15 protein-coding genes and 1 pseudogene are annotated in these 15,493 nt (G+C 62.9%); 12 read left to right on the forward strand and 4 right to left on the reverse strand.

Annotation, left to right across the window (positions count from 1 at the left end; translation table 11 throughout):
- The 7 genes and pseudogenes from NZ849_RS11995 to NZ849_RS12025 form a co-directional block, all read left to right on the forward strand.
- Nucleotides 1-213 (forward strand): annotated as a pseudogene (locus tag NZ849_RS11995) (alanine dehydrogenase); the annotation flags it as partial.
- Nucleotides 214-249: 36 nt separating this feature from the next.
- The gene (locus NZ849_RS12000) at nt 250-903 is read left to right on the forward strand and encodes a DUF3108 domain-containing protein (RefSeq protein ID WP_295386820.1); all 654 of its coding nucleotides are present in this window, start codon (nt 250-252) and stop codon (nt 901-903) included.
- Between the two features lie 97 nt (nt 904-1,000).
- Entirely contained in the window at nt 1,001-1,342 is a 342-nt protein-coding gene (locus NZ849_RS12005; RefSeq protein ID WP_295386823.1) for an Asp23/Gls24 family envelope stress response protein, read from the forward strand.
- The gene (locus NZ849_RS12010) at nt 1,335-2,933 is read left to right on the forward strand and encodes a DAK2 domain-containing protein (RefSeq protein ID WP_295386825.1); all 1,599 of its coding nucleotides are present in this window, start codon (nt 1,335-1,337) and stop codon (nt 2,931-2,933) included. Before NZ849_RS12005 ends, NZ849_RS12010 begins: the two co-directional genes overlap by 8 nt.
- Nucleotides 2,934-3,269: 336 nt before the next feature.
- Nucleotides 3,270-3,707 carry a hypothetical protein gene (locus NZ849_RS12015; RefSeq protein WP_295386828.1) on the forward strand — a complete coding sequence of 146 codons (438 nt, stop codon included), beginning with the start codon at nt 3,270-3,272 and terminating at the stop codon, nt 3,705-3,707.
- Between the two features lie 45 nt (nt 3,708-3,752).
- On the forward strand, nt 3,753-4,880 hold the full coding sequence (locus tag NZ849_RS12020) for an ABC transporter permease (RefSeq protein WP_295386831.1): 1,128 nt from the start codon (nt 3,753-3,755) through the stop codon (nt 4,878-4,880).
- A gap of 56 nt (nt 4,881-4,936) precedes the next feature.
- Nucleotides 4,937-6,082: a hypothetical protein gene (locus NZ849_RS12025; protein WP_295407927.1), complete on the forward strand. Its 1,146-nt coding sequence runs from the start codon at nt 4,937-4,939 to the stop codon at nt 6,080-6,082.
- A gap of 12 nt (nt 6,083-6,094) precedes the next feature.
- Here NZ849_RS12025 and NZ849_RS12030 read toward each other — a convergent pair whose 3' ends face one another.
- Nucleotides 6,095-7,297, reverse strand: coding sequence for an adenylosuccinate synthase (locus NZ849_RS12030; protein WP_295386835.1), 1,203 nt, complete (start codon nt 7,295-7,297; stop codon nt 6,095-6,097).
- Between the two features lie 310 nt (nt 7,298-7,607).
- Between NZ849_RS12030 and NZ849_RS12035 the strand changes: the two genes are divergently transcribed.
- Nucleotides 7,608-9,446: a transcriptional regulator gene (locus tag NZ849_RS12035; RefSeq protein WP_295407930.1), complete on the forward strand. Its 1,839-nt coding sequence runs from the start codon at nt 7,608-7,610 to the stop codon at nt 9,444-9,446.
- Nucleotides 9,447-9,468: 22 nt separating this feature from the next.
- Here NZ849_RS12035 and NZ849_RS12040 read toward each other — a convergent pair whose 3' ends face one another.
- From NZ849_RS12040 to NZ849_RS12050, 3 genes are read right to left on the reverse strand one after another with little or no spacing between them, the layout of a single operon-like run.
- The gene (locus NZ849_RS12040; protein WP_295386840.1) at nt 9,469-9,732 is read right to left on the reverse strand and encodes a glutaredoxin family protein; all 264 of its coding nucleotides are present in this window, start codon (nt 9,730-9,732) and stop codon (nt 9,469-9,471) included.
- A 52-nt stretch (nt 9,733-9,784) separates the two neighbouring features.
- Nucleotides 9,785-10,687: an ROK family protein gene (locus NZ849_RS12045; protein WP_295407933.1), complete on the reverse strand. Its 903-nt coding sequence runs from the start codon at nt 10,685-10,687 to the stop codon at nt 9,785-9,787.
- Nucleotides 10,688-10,698: 11 nt separating this feature from the next.
- Entirely contained in the window at nt 10,699-10,953 is a 255-nt protein-coding gene (locus NZ849_RS12050) for a hypothetical protein (RefSeq protein ID WP_295386845.1), read from the reverse strand.
- A 59-nt stretch (nt 10,954-11,012) separates the two neighbouring features.
- Here NZ849_RS12050 and NZ849_RS12055 point away from each other — a divergent pair, with 59 nt between their 5' ends.
- From NZ849_RS12055 to NZ849_RS12070, 4 genes are all read left to right on the forward strand, one after another.
- On the forward strand, nt 11,013-12,503 hold the full coding sequence (locus NZ849_RS12055) for a YifB family Mg chelatase-like AAA ATPase (protein ID WP_295407936.1): 1,491 nt from the start codon (nt 11,013-11,015) through the stop codon (nt 12,501-12,503).
- A 185-nt stretch (nt 12,504-12,688) separates the two neighbouring features.
- On the forward strand, nt 12,689-13,720 hold the full coding sequence (locus tag NZ849_RS12060; RefSeq protein WP_295407939.1) for a hypothetical protein: 1,032 nt from the start codon (nt 12,689-12,691) through the stop codon (nt 13,718-13,720).
- Nucleotides 13,721-13,732: 12 nt separating this feature from the next.
- Nucleotides 13,733-14,944: a polysaccharide deacetylase family protein gene (locus tag NZ849_RS12065; protein WP_295407943.1), complete on the forward strand. Its 1,212-nt coding sequence runs from the start codon at nt 13,733-13,735 to the stop codon at nt 14,942-14,944.
- Between the two features lie 2 nt (nt 14,945-14,946).
- The gene (locus NZ849_RS12070) at nt 14,947-15,123 is read left to right on the forward strand and encodes a hypothetical protein (RefSeq protein WP_295407946.1); all 177 of its coding nucleotides are present in this window, start codon (nt 14,947-14,949) and stop codon (nt 15,121-15,123) included.
- Nucleotides 15,124-15,493: the final 370 nt, after the last annotated feature.

Consider the following 15,493-nt stretch of genomic DNA (forward strand, 5'->3'; position numbering starts at 1 on the left):
AACATGCCGGGGGCGGTGCCCCGTACCAGCACCTTCGCCCTTACCAACCAGACCCTGCCCTATGTGCTGAGGCTGGCGGAGCGGGGCCTCGAGGCCCTCCGGGAAGACGAGGCCCTCCTCAAGGGCCTCAACACCCACAAAGGCTTCCTCACCCACCCCGGGGTAGCCGAGGCCTTTGGCCTCGCCTACACCGAGCCGCAGCAGGCGCTTTGAGAACCGAACCCCTTGCGCTTAGGGTAGGCTGGGAGGGTGCGGCAGGTGGGGTACTGGCTGATGGTGGGGCTGGGGCTTCTGGCGCTGGCCCAAGGGGTACCCTGGCCCCAAGGGGAAAAGCTAGTCTACAACCTGCTTTGGCAAGGATTTAGGGTGGGCAGGTTGTACCTGACCGCCGAAACCCTCGAGGGCGGTTGGCGTTTCCGCCTGCGGCTGGAGCCCAGCGGTCTGGCCCAGGTCCTGGGGTACAGCCTCGAGGCAGAAAGCCAGGTAGGCCCCGATTTCTTCACCCACCAATTCTACCAGCTCCACTCCGAACCCTTCCGGGGCAGCACAAAGCTCATTTTTCGACGGGACGAGGATGGCTGCTCCGCCTTGGTCGTCCACCCCGATGGGCGGGAAACCACCTGGAAAAGCTCCCACAACGACGTGCTGGACCTGCTCGCGCTCATCTACTACCTCCGGCTGTACCCCGAAACCCGGCAGATAAAAGCTGTAGACTACCCCCGGTTGGCCCAGGGAAGGCTCGAGCCGCTCCAAAGCGGCAGCCTCTTGGGCTACCGCTTCGCCCGGGAGGATGTGCTGGTAGAAGCCTGGTACCGACCCGACGCCCGCCGTACCCCCGTCCGGCTGGTGTTTGGCCGGGACTTTGGGCGCATAGAGGCCACCCTGCTGGAGAACAGCCGCTAAGCCTCTGCCTTGGAAAGCCGATGGGGGTGGGGTTATAGTTGTCCCAGGTAGCCCCAAGACGGTTCACGCTTGAGGTTTTGAGCTTTGGAGGAAGAGCTTGAAAGGCAACATCACCGTAACCGAAGGCGCCCTAGCCACCATCCTGGGGCTAGCAGCGCACGAAGTGCCGGGGGTCCTGGGGATGAGCCCGGCCGGCCTCCGGGAGTCTATCAGCCGAATCCTGGGCCGCAGCGAGGCCAGGGAGGGGGTGGTGGTCAAGGCCGACCCCAGCGCAGCCGGAAAGTACCAAGCCGAACTCTACGTGGTGGTAGCCTACGGCTCCCGGATTCCCACCGTGGTGGACAGCATTGGGGAGCGGGTCCGCTGGGCTGCTAAGAGCATGGCCGGCGTGGAGCTTTCCTCGGTCCGGGTGCACGTGGTGGGGGTTAGCCGTGGCTAGCGCACTTCCCCCCGCCGAGCTGGCCCAGGCCTTCCGCTACGCCACAGACTGGTTCTCCGTCTACGTGGAGGAGGTCAACGCGCTCAACGTCTACCCGGTACCCGACGGGGACACCGGGACCAACATGCACCTTACCCTGCAGTCGGTGCGGCGCGAACTCGACCTGGTCGACACCTCCAAAATGGCCGAGGTGGCCCGGGCCATAAGCTACGGCTCTTTGCTGGGGGCTCGAGGCAACTCAGGGGTCATTACCTCGCAAATCCTAAAAGGCTTTGCCGACACCCTGAGGGAGACCCAGGCGCTCACCCCTGCCCTGCTGGCGCGGGCGCTCGCAGAGGGCTCCCGAAGCGGTTACAAGGCGGTAATGAAGCCGGTGGAGGGGACCATCCTTACCGTCTCACGGGCAGTGGCCGAGGGGGCCCTCCAGGCCGCGCAGGCAGGAGCCCACACCCTAGAAGAGGTGCTGGAAGAGGCCATAACGCGGGGCCATGAGGCCTCCGAGCGCACCCCCGAGCTTCTTCCCGTTCTGAAGCAGGCCGGGGTGGTGGACGCTGGAGGGGTGGGCCTGCTGCGCTTTCTAGAGGGGCTGCAGGGGTACCTTCTGAAAAAACCCTTACCGGAGCCGCCCAAGGTAGAGCGCTACGCCCAGACCGCCTTTGAGGAGGAGGACTTCGGCTACTGCACCGAGTTCCTGATGGAGGGTGTGCAGGAACCCATAGAGAAAATCCGTGAGGAGGTCTCGGCCTTCGGCGACTCGCTGCTGGTAGTGGGAGCGGAGGGTTTTGTAAAGGGCCACATCCACACCAACGACCCTGACGGTCTTCTAGCCCGGGTAGCCCGGTACGGCAAGATGCTCCGCACCAAGGTGGAGGACATGTCGCAACAACACACCGAAATCCTCTCCATGGCCGGGGCTGCCGATGAAGCCCCGCCACCCACCGGCCTGGTGGTGGTGGCCAACGGCTGGGGCTTGGTCAAGGCCTTCCGGGGCTTCGGTGCCCGGGTGGTAGCAGGAGGGCAAACCGCCAATCCCAGCGTCCAGGATATCCTGGATGCCATAAAGAGCCTGCCTAACCCTGAGGTGGTGCTTTTGCCCAACAACAGCAACGTGATCATGTCGGCGCAGCAAGCAGCCAAGCTCGCCGAGGGCAAGCGCGTGAACGTCATCCCTACCCGGACCCTAGGCCAGGGCCTGGCTGCCTCGGTGGTCTACCAACCAGAAAAAACCGCCGATGAGCTCCTCCCAGCAATGGAAGAGGCCGCCCGGCGAGCGGTAACGCTCGAGGTGACCCGGGCCAGCCGAAGTGTGGAAATCGGTGGCGTGAGCGTGTCCGAGGGACAACCCATTGGTCTGCGCGACGAAAAGCTGGCCCTAGCCGCTGAAACCCCGGAGGAAGCCCTCCTAGGCATGGTTAGTCTTGCCGTGCAGGAGGGAGACTTTGAGATTCTGACCGTGTTCCATGGTCCCGCCGTAGCCAAAGAAACCCTAGAAGCACTGCGCGCCCGCCTGAGCGAAACCTTCCCCGAGCTAACGCTGGAAATACACCCAGGCGGGCCTGACCTTTACGACTACCTAGCGGTGCTGGAGTAAACGGCCCAATCTGCCGGTGCGCCCCAGGGCGCACCGGCGTTACTTACCCGAGCACGCCACGCAACACCAAACAAAACCCACAACCCCCAGACTTACCATCCCAAGCGCAAAAAGCTGGTGGACCAAGGCTGCCAGCAGGTCAGGGAAGCATCATCTAAAAAATGAGAAACTCTGGGAAACTCTTTAAGTTGGACTCATGAACCAAATTCTCTTTCCAGCGGGCAAAGGCCCCAATCCATGTTTTTCCCCCACCAGCCACCGCCCCTGTAAATGAGAAGCGTTACCGCCCCTTCTAAGGGAACCCAAGAAGAGGCCCCCTACCCTTTACCGAGAGGTATGGGAGGACCCTTTCAGATTTCCCTTCCGGTCCTGCTCCTGCTGTTCGCAGTCTTTGGATTGGGCTGGGCCCAAGCGCCCAAGGTATTTGTCCTGAAGGCTACGGCCTACACCTCCTCGATGAGGGAAACCGACTCCACTCCCTTCATCACCGCCACGGGGGCCCGCACCCGCATCGGCATCATCGCCGTAAGCCGGGATATGTTGCGTGAGCTTCCCTACGGCTCCAAGGTAATGCTTGAAGACCTGGGCACCACTGGGGGTCGGGGCAAGGGCCGTTTCAACTACCTCTTCAAGGACCGGATCTTCGTCGTAGAGGACACCATGCATCCTCGCAAACGAGAACAGATCGATGTCTGGCTACCCGACCGCAACACCGCCATCCGCTTCGGGGTGAGGACCCTGCGGGTAACGGTCATCCAGCGGGGCCGAGGGTAGAATGCTCCCATCAAGGGGCGCTTAGCTGCTCCTTGGTGGGATTTCATGCGCTTTATCTGGTTTCTCGCTTGGCGCCATCTGCGCCACCGCCGGATCCAAAGCCTCATCAGCCTCCTGGGGGTGGCGGTGGGCATCATGGTGCTCACCACCGCGCTTTCCCTAACCAACGGCTTCATCAAGGGACTGGTGGAGGCTACCCTGAAAGCGGTGCCCCACCTCTACCTACAAAGCCTGAACCCGGAGGAAAGCCCCCCGCCCCCTCCCCACCCTGAGGTGGTGGGCCAAGCCCCGGTGTTCCTAACCAAAGCCCTGCTGACCCGAAGGGCTGAGGCGGGCCGCTCGGCCGGGGCCGACTTTGCCACCCTGATTGGGCTAGGGGAGGGTGGAGAGACCGTCTACCCTGACCTAAACCTGTCCCGGCTTAGGGAGGGCGGCATCGTTCTAGGCAGCGCCCTAGCCCGCAGCCTGGGGGCCTATCCGGGCGATAAGCTGTTTCTGGTCTCGATCAACCAAAAGCGAATTGAGCTCGAGGTGGTCGGCACCTTCCAGACCGGCAACTACCTGCTCGACGCCGGCTTCGCCTTCGTTAGGCTGGCCGACGCCCGCGCGCTAATGGAACAGCCCAACGCTCTATCGGGCTACCAGCTTCGTCTGCGCGATCCCGAGCGGGCTCCCGAGGTAGGGCTGGCCCTCGCCGGGAAACACTACTTCCCCCAAACCTGGCAGTCCAGCAACCGCACCCTTATCGAACAACTGGCCCTGCAAAAGCGGGTGATTGGGATTGTGGTCTTCCTGATTGTGGTGGTGGCAGCGCTGGGCATGGCCAGCGTGCTGGTGCTCACGGTCATCGAAAAAACCCCGGACATCGCCCTGTTGCGGGTGATGGGGGCCAGGGCAACCCAAGTGGCCGGGGTGTTTGCCCTGCAGGGCCTCATCTTAGGGGTGCTAGGAATTCTGATGGGCAACCTGCTGGGCTTTGGCCTGTCCAGCTACTTCCGCTGGCGCCCGGTGGAGATTCCCGGCGAACTCTACTTTCTGACCCGCCTGCCGGTGGACATCAAGACCTCCGACTTCGTGTGGGTCTCGAGCTTCAGCCTGCTGGTGGTGATGCTGGCCTCGTTGCTGCCCCTTTGGCGGGCTTTGCGGATTAAGCCAGGGGAGGTGCTGCGCTGAGCGCGTTTCTGACTGCCCTTGAAAAAGTGGGGTAATTGATGCCACTCTTAGGATTTATGGAAAAAACATTGCGCAGAACCTTATTGGAAGTGCGCGACCGAATACTGACCAATCTGCCCGACCTAGCTGCGAGCGAAGAGCGAGTTCGCCGGCTTTTGATAGACCCTGTTCTCGAAGCACTGGGTTGGGATTTTGCGAGCGGTGTCGTGCTTACAGAGTATCCATTGCCAACGGCGTCGCGCGGTAGAAACCCTCTGTTGGATTACGTCTTAATGGAGAAGACGCCATGGGGGTCAATTCCTCGCGTAGTGATTGAGGCCAAAAGAGCTGATGGTGAGATTTTACCGATCTTGCCAGAAGAGCTAAAGAGCGTGTATTTTGCCAGGAATGACGTGAAAATACAGCTGGCCTCCATCTTGGCGGTGATATGCCAGGAGGGCATTTGGTCTATTCCTAGAGGTGGAAAGCATTTTCCGGAGAGTATTGTCATCACAGACGGCGATATATGGGAGATATACAAGGTCTTGCCAGGCACTTCAGGGTCTTCTAGCCCGTCAGGCTACACGGAATTTTCCATTGACTGCGAGAAGAATAGTTCAAAGGAGGAGAGTGCTGAACAGCAATATGAGCAACCCGATGAATCTATACCAACCACAGGAGCTCCAGGAGTAGGAGCAATCGGCGGAAAGAAACAGATTTATCTCAAGCAGCTTGAAACAGTGCAAATAACCAGGGATTCTCTAGTAAAAGTAGCCCAGATTCTAGAGAGTCATCTCTCACCAGAGGCGGTGGGCCGATGGGAAAGTGGAACTAGTACGAATAGGATGACGCTGAGACAGGCGTACACCAACAGGAAGCAATTGCCCAGCAGCAGAGGTCGCGGTGCGTCGCTAAACCTGTATATACGCCTGGCAGACAACCAGTACCTGGAGGCCAGGGGGATTAGGTCACCGGACTTACCTGAAAACCTTCTTGTGCTAGCGGAGACTCATTTCGGAACTAAAATTGCCCCCTTTTTATCCAGTACAGGTTTTTCTGTAGCGACAAAGGGTACGGCACCGCTCTCTACAGTGGTCAGGGCAAAACCGCCACATACGGCCTTGAGGTCTATTCTGGATACCTACACGCTCGCCCTAGCCATATGGAAAGCAAGTCCCGAGTTGGGAATTAACCCCGATACCATCGAGATAGAGTTCCTGTAGTTTTCACCAAGGCTACACCCAGCTCACCGCCCCAAAGGTGTCCTCCCGGCGGGGGCTGGTAGAGAACATCACCACCGGGGTTTGGGTGTAGTCCTCGATCAGCTCGATAAAGTGCTTCACACTCTTTGGCAGGCGCTCGCGGCTGCCGATTCCCGATAAATCCCCCCAGCCCGGGATTTCCTCATACCTGACACTCCCGTCCGGGCGATGCTCTACGCCCACCTTCACCACCGGAAAACCCGAAAGCACATCCAGCTTGGTAAGCACCAGCCCGTCAAACCCATTCACCTCGCAGGCGTACTTCAGCAGCACCAGGTCGAGCCAGCCAGTGCGCCGGGGGCGGCCGGTGGTCACACCGAACTCGCCCCCCTTTTGCCGCAAATACTCGTCCTCCTTGCCGAAGAGCTCGGTGGGAAAGGGCCCGTTGCCTACCCGGGTGGCGTAGGCCTTGGCGACCCCGTAAACCTTACTTATGGCCTTGTGGTTCACGCCAGCCCCCACCAGGATCCCCCCCACAGTGGGGTGAGAGCTGGTGACGTAGGGGTAGTCGCCGTAGTTGAGGTCGAGCATGGTGGCTTGAGCCCCCTCAAAAAGCACCTTCTTGCCGTGCTTGATGGCTTCTCGCAACAAATGGCCGGTGTCAGCGATGTGAGGGGCCAAAATATCGCGCATCCTATAGAGGTCGTCCAGGGCCTTCTGGGGGGTGTCCCAGCCAGCCTCCCGGGTGGAGTTGGGCTTCTCCCTTAGCAAGGTCTCCACACGCTCCCTAAGCACCGCCTCGCTCAGCAGGTCCCCCACCCGGATACCCACCCGCCGTGCCCGGTCGGAGTAGGCTGGCCCAATGCCTCGCCGGGTGGTGCCCACAAAGTCGTTGCGCGACTCCACGTGCTTGTGGTGCGGCAGGACCAGGTGGGCCCTTTGGGAAACCAAGACCCTAGGCTCGAGGCCCTCGGCTCGGATACGCTCCATCTCCTCGGCAAAGCGAAAGGCGTCTATCACCATCCCGTCCCCCAGGACGTTGATGGCTTGAGGGTGGATAACCCCAGTGGGCAGCAGGTTCAGCTTAAAGGTCTTGCCCTGGGCCACCACGGTGTGGCCTGCGTTGGCCCCACCCTGGTAGCGCACCACAAAGTCGGCGTCCTGGGCTAGCGCATCGGTAACCTTCCCCTTACCCTCGTCGCCCCACTGGGCCCCGATAATGGCAATCCCTGGCACGGGATATAGCCTAACGGCAAAGACCAAATGGGAAAAGCCCAGGGGCATCCTAAGGCTGTGCATTTCGCACAGGGGGAGAGGCGGGATTGTGTTACTCTGCGCTGGAGGTTTAACGGGAGGGTTCACGTTTGATTGAAGTCCGCACACAACCCAAAGCCGGCGGTTCCAGACCGCAGGTTTGCGCCTGCCAGGTCCGCCGGTCCTCAAGCGGCCCAGACGGCATACCCTACCGCCCTCGAAAATTCGGCCCGCTGGGCAACTCTACAGAAACTACCTTCTTGTTTGCCTTGGATTCCAAAGGAGCGTGCGCATGAACAAAGGAGGACCCATCCAGCTCAAACTGTGGGGCCCAGCCCGCCTAGAGTACCAGGGCCGGGAGATCAAGCTTCAGCGCAAGGGCCTAGCCATCCTCTACTATCTGGCTCTGGAAGGGGCCACCCGACGAGAGGTGCTGGCTGACCTGCTGTGGGGCCACCCGGCTGCTTCGCAAAACCTGCGGGTAGAGCTACACCGCCTGAGCCAGGCTTTAGCCCCGCTGGGGTACACCCCATTCAAACCAGGCGAAGACCCTCTGCAGCTTCCCCCCTTCATCACCCTTGACCGCACCCCGGGACCGGGGGCCCCCATGGAGGGGCTAGAGGAGCTCTCGGTAGAGTTCCGGGCCTGGCTCGAGGGCCAACGCTCCCAACTCATGGCAAACAGCTCCGGCACCGTAGGCCGCGAGCGGCTGGTCCAGGAGGTAGCCGCCCAGCTCGTCCTACCAGCGGTGATTATCGTGATGGGCCGGCCAGGTTCGGGCCGCGCGGCCTTCGCTCAGGCCCTAGCCAAAACCCTAGGCATGCCTTTCCTGGAAGGCCCAAGGGGTGGAGGACGGGCCCTGCACTACCTGCGCCCCCCTTACAACGACGTCAACATCGAGCGCATCCTCAACGACAGGGAGGGGCTTTGGGTCATTGAGCGCTCGGCCTACGGCGAAGACCCCCGACTCATCTTGGAGCTGAGGAGCCACTACCCTGCTGAGCGCACCCGCTACATCACCCTCCCTCCCCTTTCCTGGGCCGAGGCGCGGGCTACCATGCTCACAAACCTACCCTTTGCTCAAGCCGCCCGGTTTTATTTGGCCTCAGGTGGTTCCCCAGGCCACCTGAGGGAGCTGCTGGCGGTGCCCCAGAACGGGCGGGAAGTACCCCTACCCCAGCGGGTGCGAGCCCAGGTTCAGCTCGAGGCCCGCATGCTTTCCATGGATGGCAGGCTGGCCCTAGAGCGGCTCTCGGTGCACCCGGGACCCTACAGCCAGGGTCTGCTGGACGCCTTGGAAGCCACACCATATCTGGATGAGCTCGAGCGGCGCGGCTGGCTGACCTACAACGGCCAGTGGCAGTTTTCTGACGACGCCAGCCGCCGGATCCTATACATGGGGCTTCAGCCAGGCCGCCGCCAGCAGTACCACCGCCAAGCCGCCCTGCAATGCGCCCTGGAGGAACAGCGGATGGCCGAGGCCTATCACCGCTTGATGGCCGGAGACACCGCCGACTGGGGCACTTTTTTGGACACCCTGACCGGTTGGATGCGCTACGGCCTCAAGGCCTGGCTGGGCATCCCCGAACCCCTACCGCTCAGCCCCGGCCAAAGCAAGGTGGCTCGAGGCAACGAGCTGGCTTTGCTGGAGGAAACCCGCTTCGGGCCAGGGTTTGAGGTGGACGGCCGGCACGTGCGCTGGGTGCGCACGCCTTCTCAAAGCGGCGCCTCCGGCATAATATGGGCCCCCCACGAAGAGCCCTCCCTGCTCCACCTCAAAGGGCACGCCTACGTGGAAAACCCCCTGGGGGTAGGCATCTCAGGCCGGGCCGCACCGCTGGTGATTGAGATTCAGGAGCCCCGCGAGGCCCGGGTCATCTTCCTGCCTGGGGTGCAGGCAGGTGCGATAGCCGACAACGCCCTCATCCTCCCCCTTTCCGAGGAGTTGGACGTTTGGTTTAGGGTCCCTGCCGGGGCCAGCATCCGCCTAAGCAGCAATGCCGAAAGCGCCCTGATCGACATCGAGGCCACCTCATACCGCATAGCCCCACCAACCCAGGCTGCCCTAGCCCCCCAGGTGCAGGTCTTCGAGTTTTTTCGTAACGCGGTAGAAGCCGCGCGCAAACCCTAAGAAAACCACCTGCTAGGGGCCTTCACGTGGGCATCTGAGGGCGGAGGCCCACCTGCTCGAGCCACCCCTTGAGCTTGGCCGGGGAAAAGCGGCTCAGCGAGACCGCATGGGGGCCGTAGACCAGCGTGGGCACACTGCGCTTTCCGCCGTTGAGCCGCATTACCAGCTCAGCGGCCTCGGGTTTTTGCTCGATGTCCACCTCGGTAAAAGGCAGGCCCAGCTCCAGGAGAGCCTGCTTGGCCGCACGACAGTCAGGGCACCAGGCGGTTGTGTACATGACGATCATACCGGGGGAGAGTTTACAGGAGCGAAAAGCGGGCCTCTGTGAGCCGAATGACCTACACCTCCCCTACCTCGAGGGCCGCTGTGAGCGCCGCGCCTAAAAGGCCGGCCTCCCCACCCAGCCGGGCCAACCGGATGGGCGGGGCCACCCAACCCTCCATGTAGCGCTGGTACGAGCGCATCACCTCATCCAGGTACCCTTGACCTGCATTGAGGGCCACCCCACCCCCCAGCACCACCACCTCGGGGTCGTAGCACTTGACCAACGAGGCCAGGGCCACGCCCACCCAGCTCGCGGCCTGGCGCACAATCCGGCCAGCACGGGAATCCCCCTGCTGGAAAAGCGCAAATAGTTCCCGGGTGGTCATCTCACGCCTGAAGGAGGCCAGGGCCATGCGCTCCATGGCTGGACCAGTAGCCAGGGCCTCCAGGCAACCGTCCAACCCGCACCCACACGAAGGCCCTCCCGGCAACACGGTGACATGGCCGATTTCACCGCCCTGCCCATTGGCCCCCCGCAGCACCCGGTTGCCCCAGACAAATCCGCCCCCTACGCCGGTAGAGACCGTCATAAAAAGGCTGCTCTCAGCTCCTCGGGCGGCCCCTAGGATATGCTCTGCCAGGGCCGCAGCATTGGCATCGTTCTCCATGTAGACCCTCAGACCGGTGGCCTCTTCCAGAAGTTCCACAATGGGGAAATCGGTGAGGTTGGCAATGTTGGGGGTAAACTTGACGCGCCCTCGCCTGAAGTCAAGGGGCCCTGGGGTACCTAGGCCGATGGCCCTTACCTCTTCCCCGCTGGCCTCAATGACGGATCGGGCCGCCTCGGCCATGGCCCGCACCACTGCCATACCTCCTTCCTCAGGGGTGGGAACGGTTAACTTGGCGTGAATGGAGCCCTCTTTGAGCACTCCAGCCATTATCTTGGTTCCACCTAGGTCTATCCCCACTACGCTCATCTAACCTCTCCTTAGCTGTCTCGCTCAATGATAAGCACGGCCTCCTGATACAGGGCCTCGGGCACCCAAAGGCCCACCCCACCGGTATAGGTACCCAGATAGACCTCCGGGAGGCCTAGGAAGGGGGTTTCCAGGTAAACCGGAATCTGACGCGCCGCCAATCGGGCGCGTACCCCCTCGGCCACCACCCTGGGCGCTGAGAGCAGAAGCACATAGACCACCTCTCCCACGAGGCGCCGAGGCGGGTTCTGCTCAAGAGCGTCCATCGCCTTACAAGCATAACAACCCCCACCGCACAGCCTGCGTGTAAGCTAAGAGGCGACTTATGCTGGCCCAGGTCCGCACCTACAGCCTATTCGGCCTGGAGGCCCTGCCCATCACGGTCGAGGTGGATGTTTCCCCAGGCATGCCCTTTTACGCAGTGGTGGGCCTACCCGACAAAGCCGTGGAGGAATCGCGAGAGCGGGTAAGGGCTGCCCTGAAGAACACCGGTTTTCCCTACCCCCAAGGACGCATCGTGATCAACCTGGCCCCCGCAGAACTTCGAAAAGAAGGAACCCACTACGACCTGCCCATTGCCTTGGGCCTGCTTGCCGCAATGGGCACGCTGCCTTTGGAAACCCTTCAGGGTTTTGCCGCAGCGGGGGAGCTAGGGTTGGATGGGGAATTACGGCCTGTGCCCGGCGCGGTGAACCTGGCTTTGGGGGCTCTACAGGAAGGCCATAAGCTCCTCCTGCCCGAATCCTCGGCACCCGAAGCTGCCCTAATAGACGGCGTGCAGGTCTATGGCGCCGCCCATCTGAGTACTTTGGTGCGGTTCCTCCTAGGGCAGGAAAAGCTCTGCCGGGCCCGCTCGAGCCCCGCGCAAAGCGAGCCGGACTACCCCTTCGACCTCCTCGACGTAAAGGGCCAGGCCAAGGCCAAGCGAGCCCTGGAAATCGCCGCCGCCGGAGGCCATCACCTCCTCATGAGCGGGAGCCCCGGCTCGGGGAAAACCATGCTGGCCAAGCGTTTGCCAGGCCTACTACCGCCTTTAGGTCCGGAGGAGGCCCTCGAGGTCACCCGCATCCACTCCGCTGCCGGGCAACCGGTACAGGGGTTGATCAAGAGCCCACCCTTCCGTAGCCCCCACCATACCGTTTCGGACGCCGGGCTGATTGGCGGGGGCACTATCCCCAAGCCCGGCGAGATCAGCCTGGCCCACCGCGGGGTACTGTTTCTCGACGAGTTCCCCGAGTTTTCCCGCGATGCCCTGGAAGTGCTTCGCCAGCCGCTGGAAGATGGGGTGGTGACGATCTCCCGTGCTCGCGCCAGCTTCACCTACCCTGCCCGGTTTCTCCTGGTAGCAGCCATGAACCCCTGCCCCTGTGGCTGGTTTGGCGACCCCGAGAGGCCCTGCAAATGCACCCCCAGCCAGCGGATGCGCTACGCAGGCCGCATCTCAGGTCCCCTACTGGATCGCTTTGACCTGGTGGTGGAAGTCCCCCGCCTCACCCCAGCCGAACTCGCCCGCGCACCGGAAGGAGAGCCCACCGCCATAGTACGCGAACGGGTGCTGGCGGCCAGGAAAAGGATGCAGGCCCGACAGGGCAAGCTCAACAGCGAACTCCTGGGCAAAGCCCTGCGCCAGCACACCTTGCTCTCCCCTGCCTCCGAAGCCCTCCTGCAGGCGGCCACCAAGCGCTTAGCCCTGACCGCCCGCTCCTACGACCGCATCCTGCGGGTAGCCAGGACGATTGCGGATCTGGCAGGGGCCGAGCGGATTGGGGAAGCCCACCTGGCCGAGGCGCTCACCTACCGGCAAAGCCTCGCCTAGTCGGGGGCGAGAGGAGGTTGGAACCGCACCACATCACCTTCCTGCTCTCGAGGTCCACCCCCCTCAGAGGGGTCTGAGTCCCGAGTGGCAGGACGAGCTCGTAAGCCTGTCCATCCTCGGCTTATCCAGTGAGCTAGGGCCTTTACCAAAGCTTTACCCAGGCTCCCTAACCTTGCGGTAGGGTTATGCGCAGGATGCCTCAGCACTTCTCCCGCCGGCAGGTTCTCAAGGGGCTGCTCGGAGGAGCGGCGCTCTGGGCTACTGGAAGGGCTCAGCGCCCCCTCTTTCCCCAGTACCCCTACCGCTCCGCTGCATTTGGCCGCTTTTTGGAGGACTCCTACGCCCTGATCCCTGCGCCCAAGCCCTTCCGGAGCTGGCTCGAGGCCGCCTACCAGGCTCACTACCACGAGCCTCTGGAAGAAGCCCTAGACCACCGCCGCACCCGGATGGAGACCACCCGCAACCCTCGCGAGCGGGTGGTCCTGGAAGAGGCTACCGCTGTCTGGCTCCACCGAACGGTCAAGGCGCTCATCCCCAGGTTCAGCCTGGAGCGCGGCTTTGAATTCTCCAACGCGGTGCGCTTTGGTGAGCGGCAGTGCCTGCTCCAGTCGGTGCTGATCGCCGGGCTGCTCCAGGAGGCTGGGCTGGAGGCGGGGGTGGTGATGGTCTGGAGGAACCCCGAGGGAAAAGAGAGCAACCTGGGCCACGCGGTCGTCCTGCTGCGGGGCTCGGACGGCCAGGATCGGCTAGTGGACGCCTCCGACCCCACCCCCTTCGCACGCCACCCGGGGCTTTACTTGTGGGACAGAAGCGCCCATGACTACCGCTTTGTGGAGGCGCACTTCAGCGCCGAGGGGGTGACTCACGGCTACACCCGGCTGGCCGATGGAAAACCCCTGCCCCTGGATCTAGCTCAGCCGCTTGACGTCGCCTTCCTGCGCTCGCAGTTTGACTACTACCGGGGCGAACGGGCCCCTGGAGGGTTTATTGGGCCCAGCACTCCGGAAGGGCTCGAAGCTTCGGCAAGGTTCCTGGAGCGGGCCATGGCGCGTCAGCCCAGAAACCCTTTGGCGGTCTATGGTCTGGGGTACGTCTACCGCAAGCAGGGAAGGCTCGAGCCTGCCCGAAAGCAGTTCCGGATGGCCTACCAGCTCTACCTGGCCCAGGGTTATGTACCGCCCGGGCCCCAGGAGGCCCAGCGGTGGGCCGGGGCCTAGGGGGGTGAGGGTGTGCAGCGCTGGATCTTCGCCTTGCTGATCGGTCTCCTGGGTTGCTGGCGCAACCCAGCCGAGGCTGAACCCCTGCCCAGGGTGCAGGCCCCCTTGGGGGAAGCCCAGCCGATCGCCCCGGGCTTCCGCCCCGCGCCGCCTTTGCCGCAGATTCAGCTGAACCCACCTCTACCCGGCCTGCGGCGGCTGGTCTACCTCTCCAACGGCCACATCGAGGCCGCCCACGGGCTTCTGCTGGTACCCCAAAGCGAGCGCCAACCTGCCCGGCTCCTGAGCCTGGCCCAGCAGCTCGTGCAGCGGGCCTTTGCCGCCCGCAATAGCCTCGCGGTGGTGGACGTAAGCCTCTATCAGGCCGAGGGCTACGCAGGCTTTGGGGGGCCTCTGCCCCTTTTGACCGCCTCGGTGCCCAAGGCCCGGCTGGAGGAGTTCCTGCGCCTGCGCCCGGAGAACCTGGGCCTTTACGACCACCTTTGGCTCAACCCCAACGAGCCCCTACCCCCCACCCGCAGGCCCAGCCGCCTAGCCGAGACGATTCCGACCTACGAGGGCAGCCCACAGGAGTTACAGGAGCAGCAGACCTTGCAGGAAACACACAGGCAAAAAGGCCCGCTTCGCGGCAGCGGTCTTTACTACCACGGCCCGCCCGGCTCAGACAAGGTGGCCCTTACCTTCGACGATGCGGTACACCCCCTGTATACTCCCCTGCTGCTCGATGCTCTGGGTCGGGCAGGGATCAAGGCCACTTTCTTCCTGATTGGGCGCAACGCTGAGGCTTACCCCTACTTCGTACGTGACCTGGCCCAGGCCGGGCACGAGCTGGCCAACCACACCTACCACCACGTGCGGCTGGTAGGCCTGCCCGAGGAGGTCGTTCGGGATGAACTGCTCAGCACCAACCAGCTCATCGAACGCCTTACCGGACAGAAGGTGCGCTTCTTCCGCCCACCTGGGGGGCGCTACGACGCCCAGGTACTGCGGGTGGCGCGCGAGCTGGGCCTTACTACCGCCTTCTGGACCGACGACCCAGCCGACTTTAACAACCCCGGAAGCAACGTCATCGTCAGCCGCACCCTGCGTTACCTGCGCCCAGGAGGAATCATCCTGCTGCACGACAATGCTCAAGAAACCCTACCCGCTTTGGAAAAAATTGTCCAGAAGGCCCAGGCTCGAGGTCTCACCCTCACCACCCTCTCCAACCAAGCCGGCTGGTGACCATGACCTTATCTCTGCTCCTCCACGCCAACGTTGGCACCCAGACCCAAAGCCGCTCCGCTGCGCCAGCCGCCTTCCGGGGCCACGGCTTTGCCCATGCTCCTGAGAACAACACCGCCCTGGATAGCGCCACCCCTCCCCAGCTCACCCATACCCTGTGGGGCGCTGGGTGCACCTGACCAACCCGGCCCTCCCCTGGTTTTTGCTTGCTGCCGGGGCTCCCATTCCCTCTGCCCGGGCCCCGAGCCGCAAACACCCCCTTGGTCATAGCACCCGGTTGGTCAAATACCCTACCGAAGCCCCTTCTGGCCAACAGCGTGAGCAACCCACTGCGGCGTCCCCTGCTCCTCCAATGAAAGGGAGCCGTCTAGGTTGGACTGGGCTATGTTTAGAGCCTCGACCCGACCTTTAGTAAACCTTACTGGACGCTTCCCGCACCCTGTCCGGAGCAGGCAGGGGTTCGTCGGAAGAGCCCTGAGCCCCGGTGGCCGGTTCTGCCGATTTTTACCGGAGAAGCTGGTTCCGGCAGGCCCAGCGCCACTAGGCAGC

This window comes from Meiothermus sp. (assembly GCF_025060375.1).
Lineage (GTDB): Bacteria > Deinococcota > Deinococci > Deinococcales > Thermaceae > Meiothermus.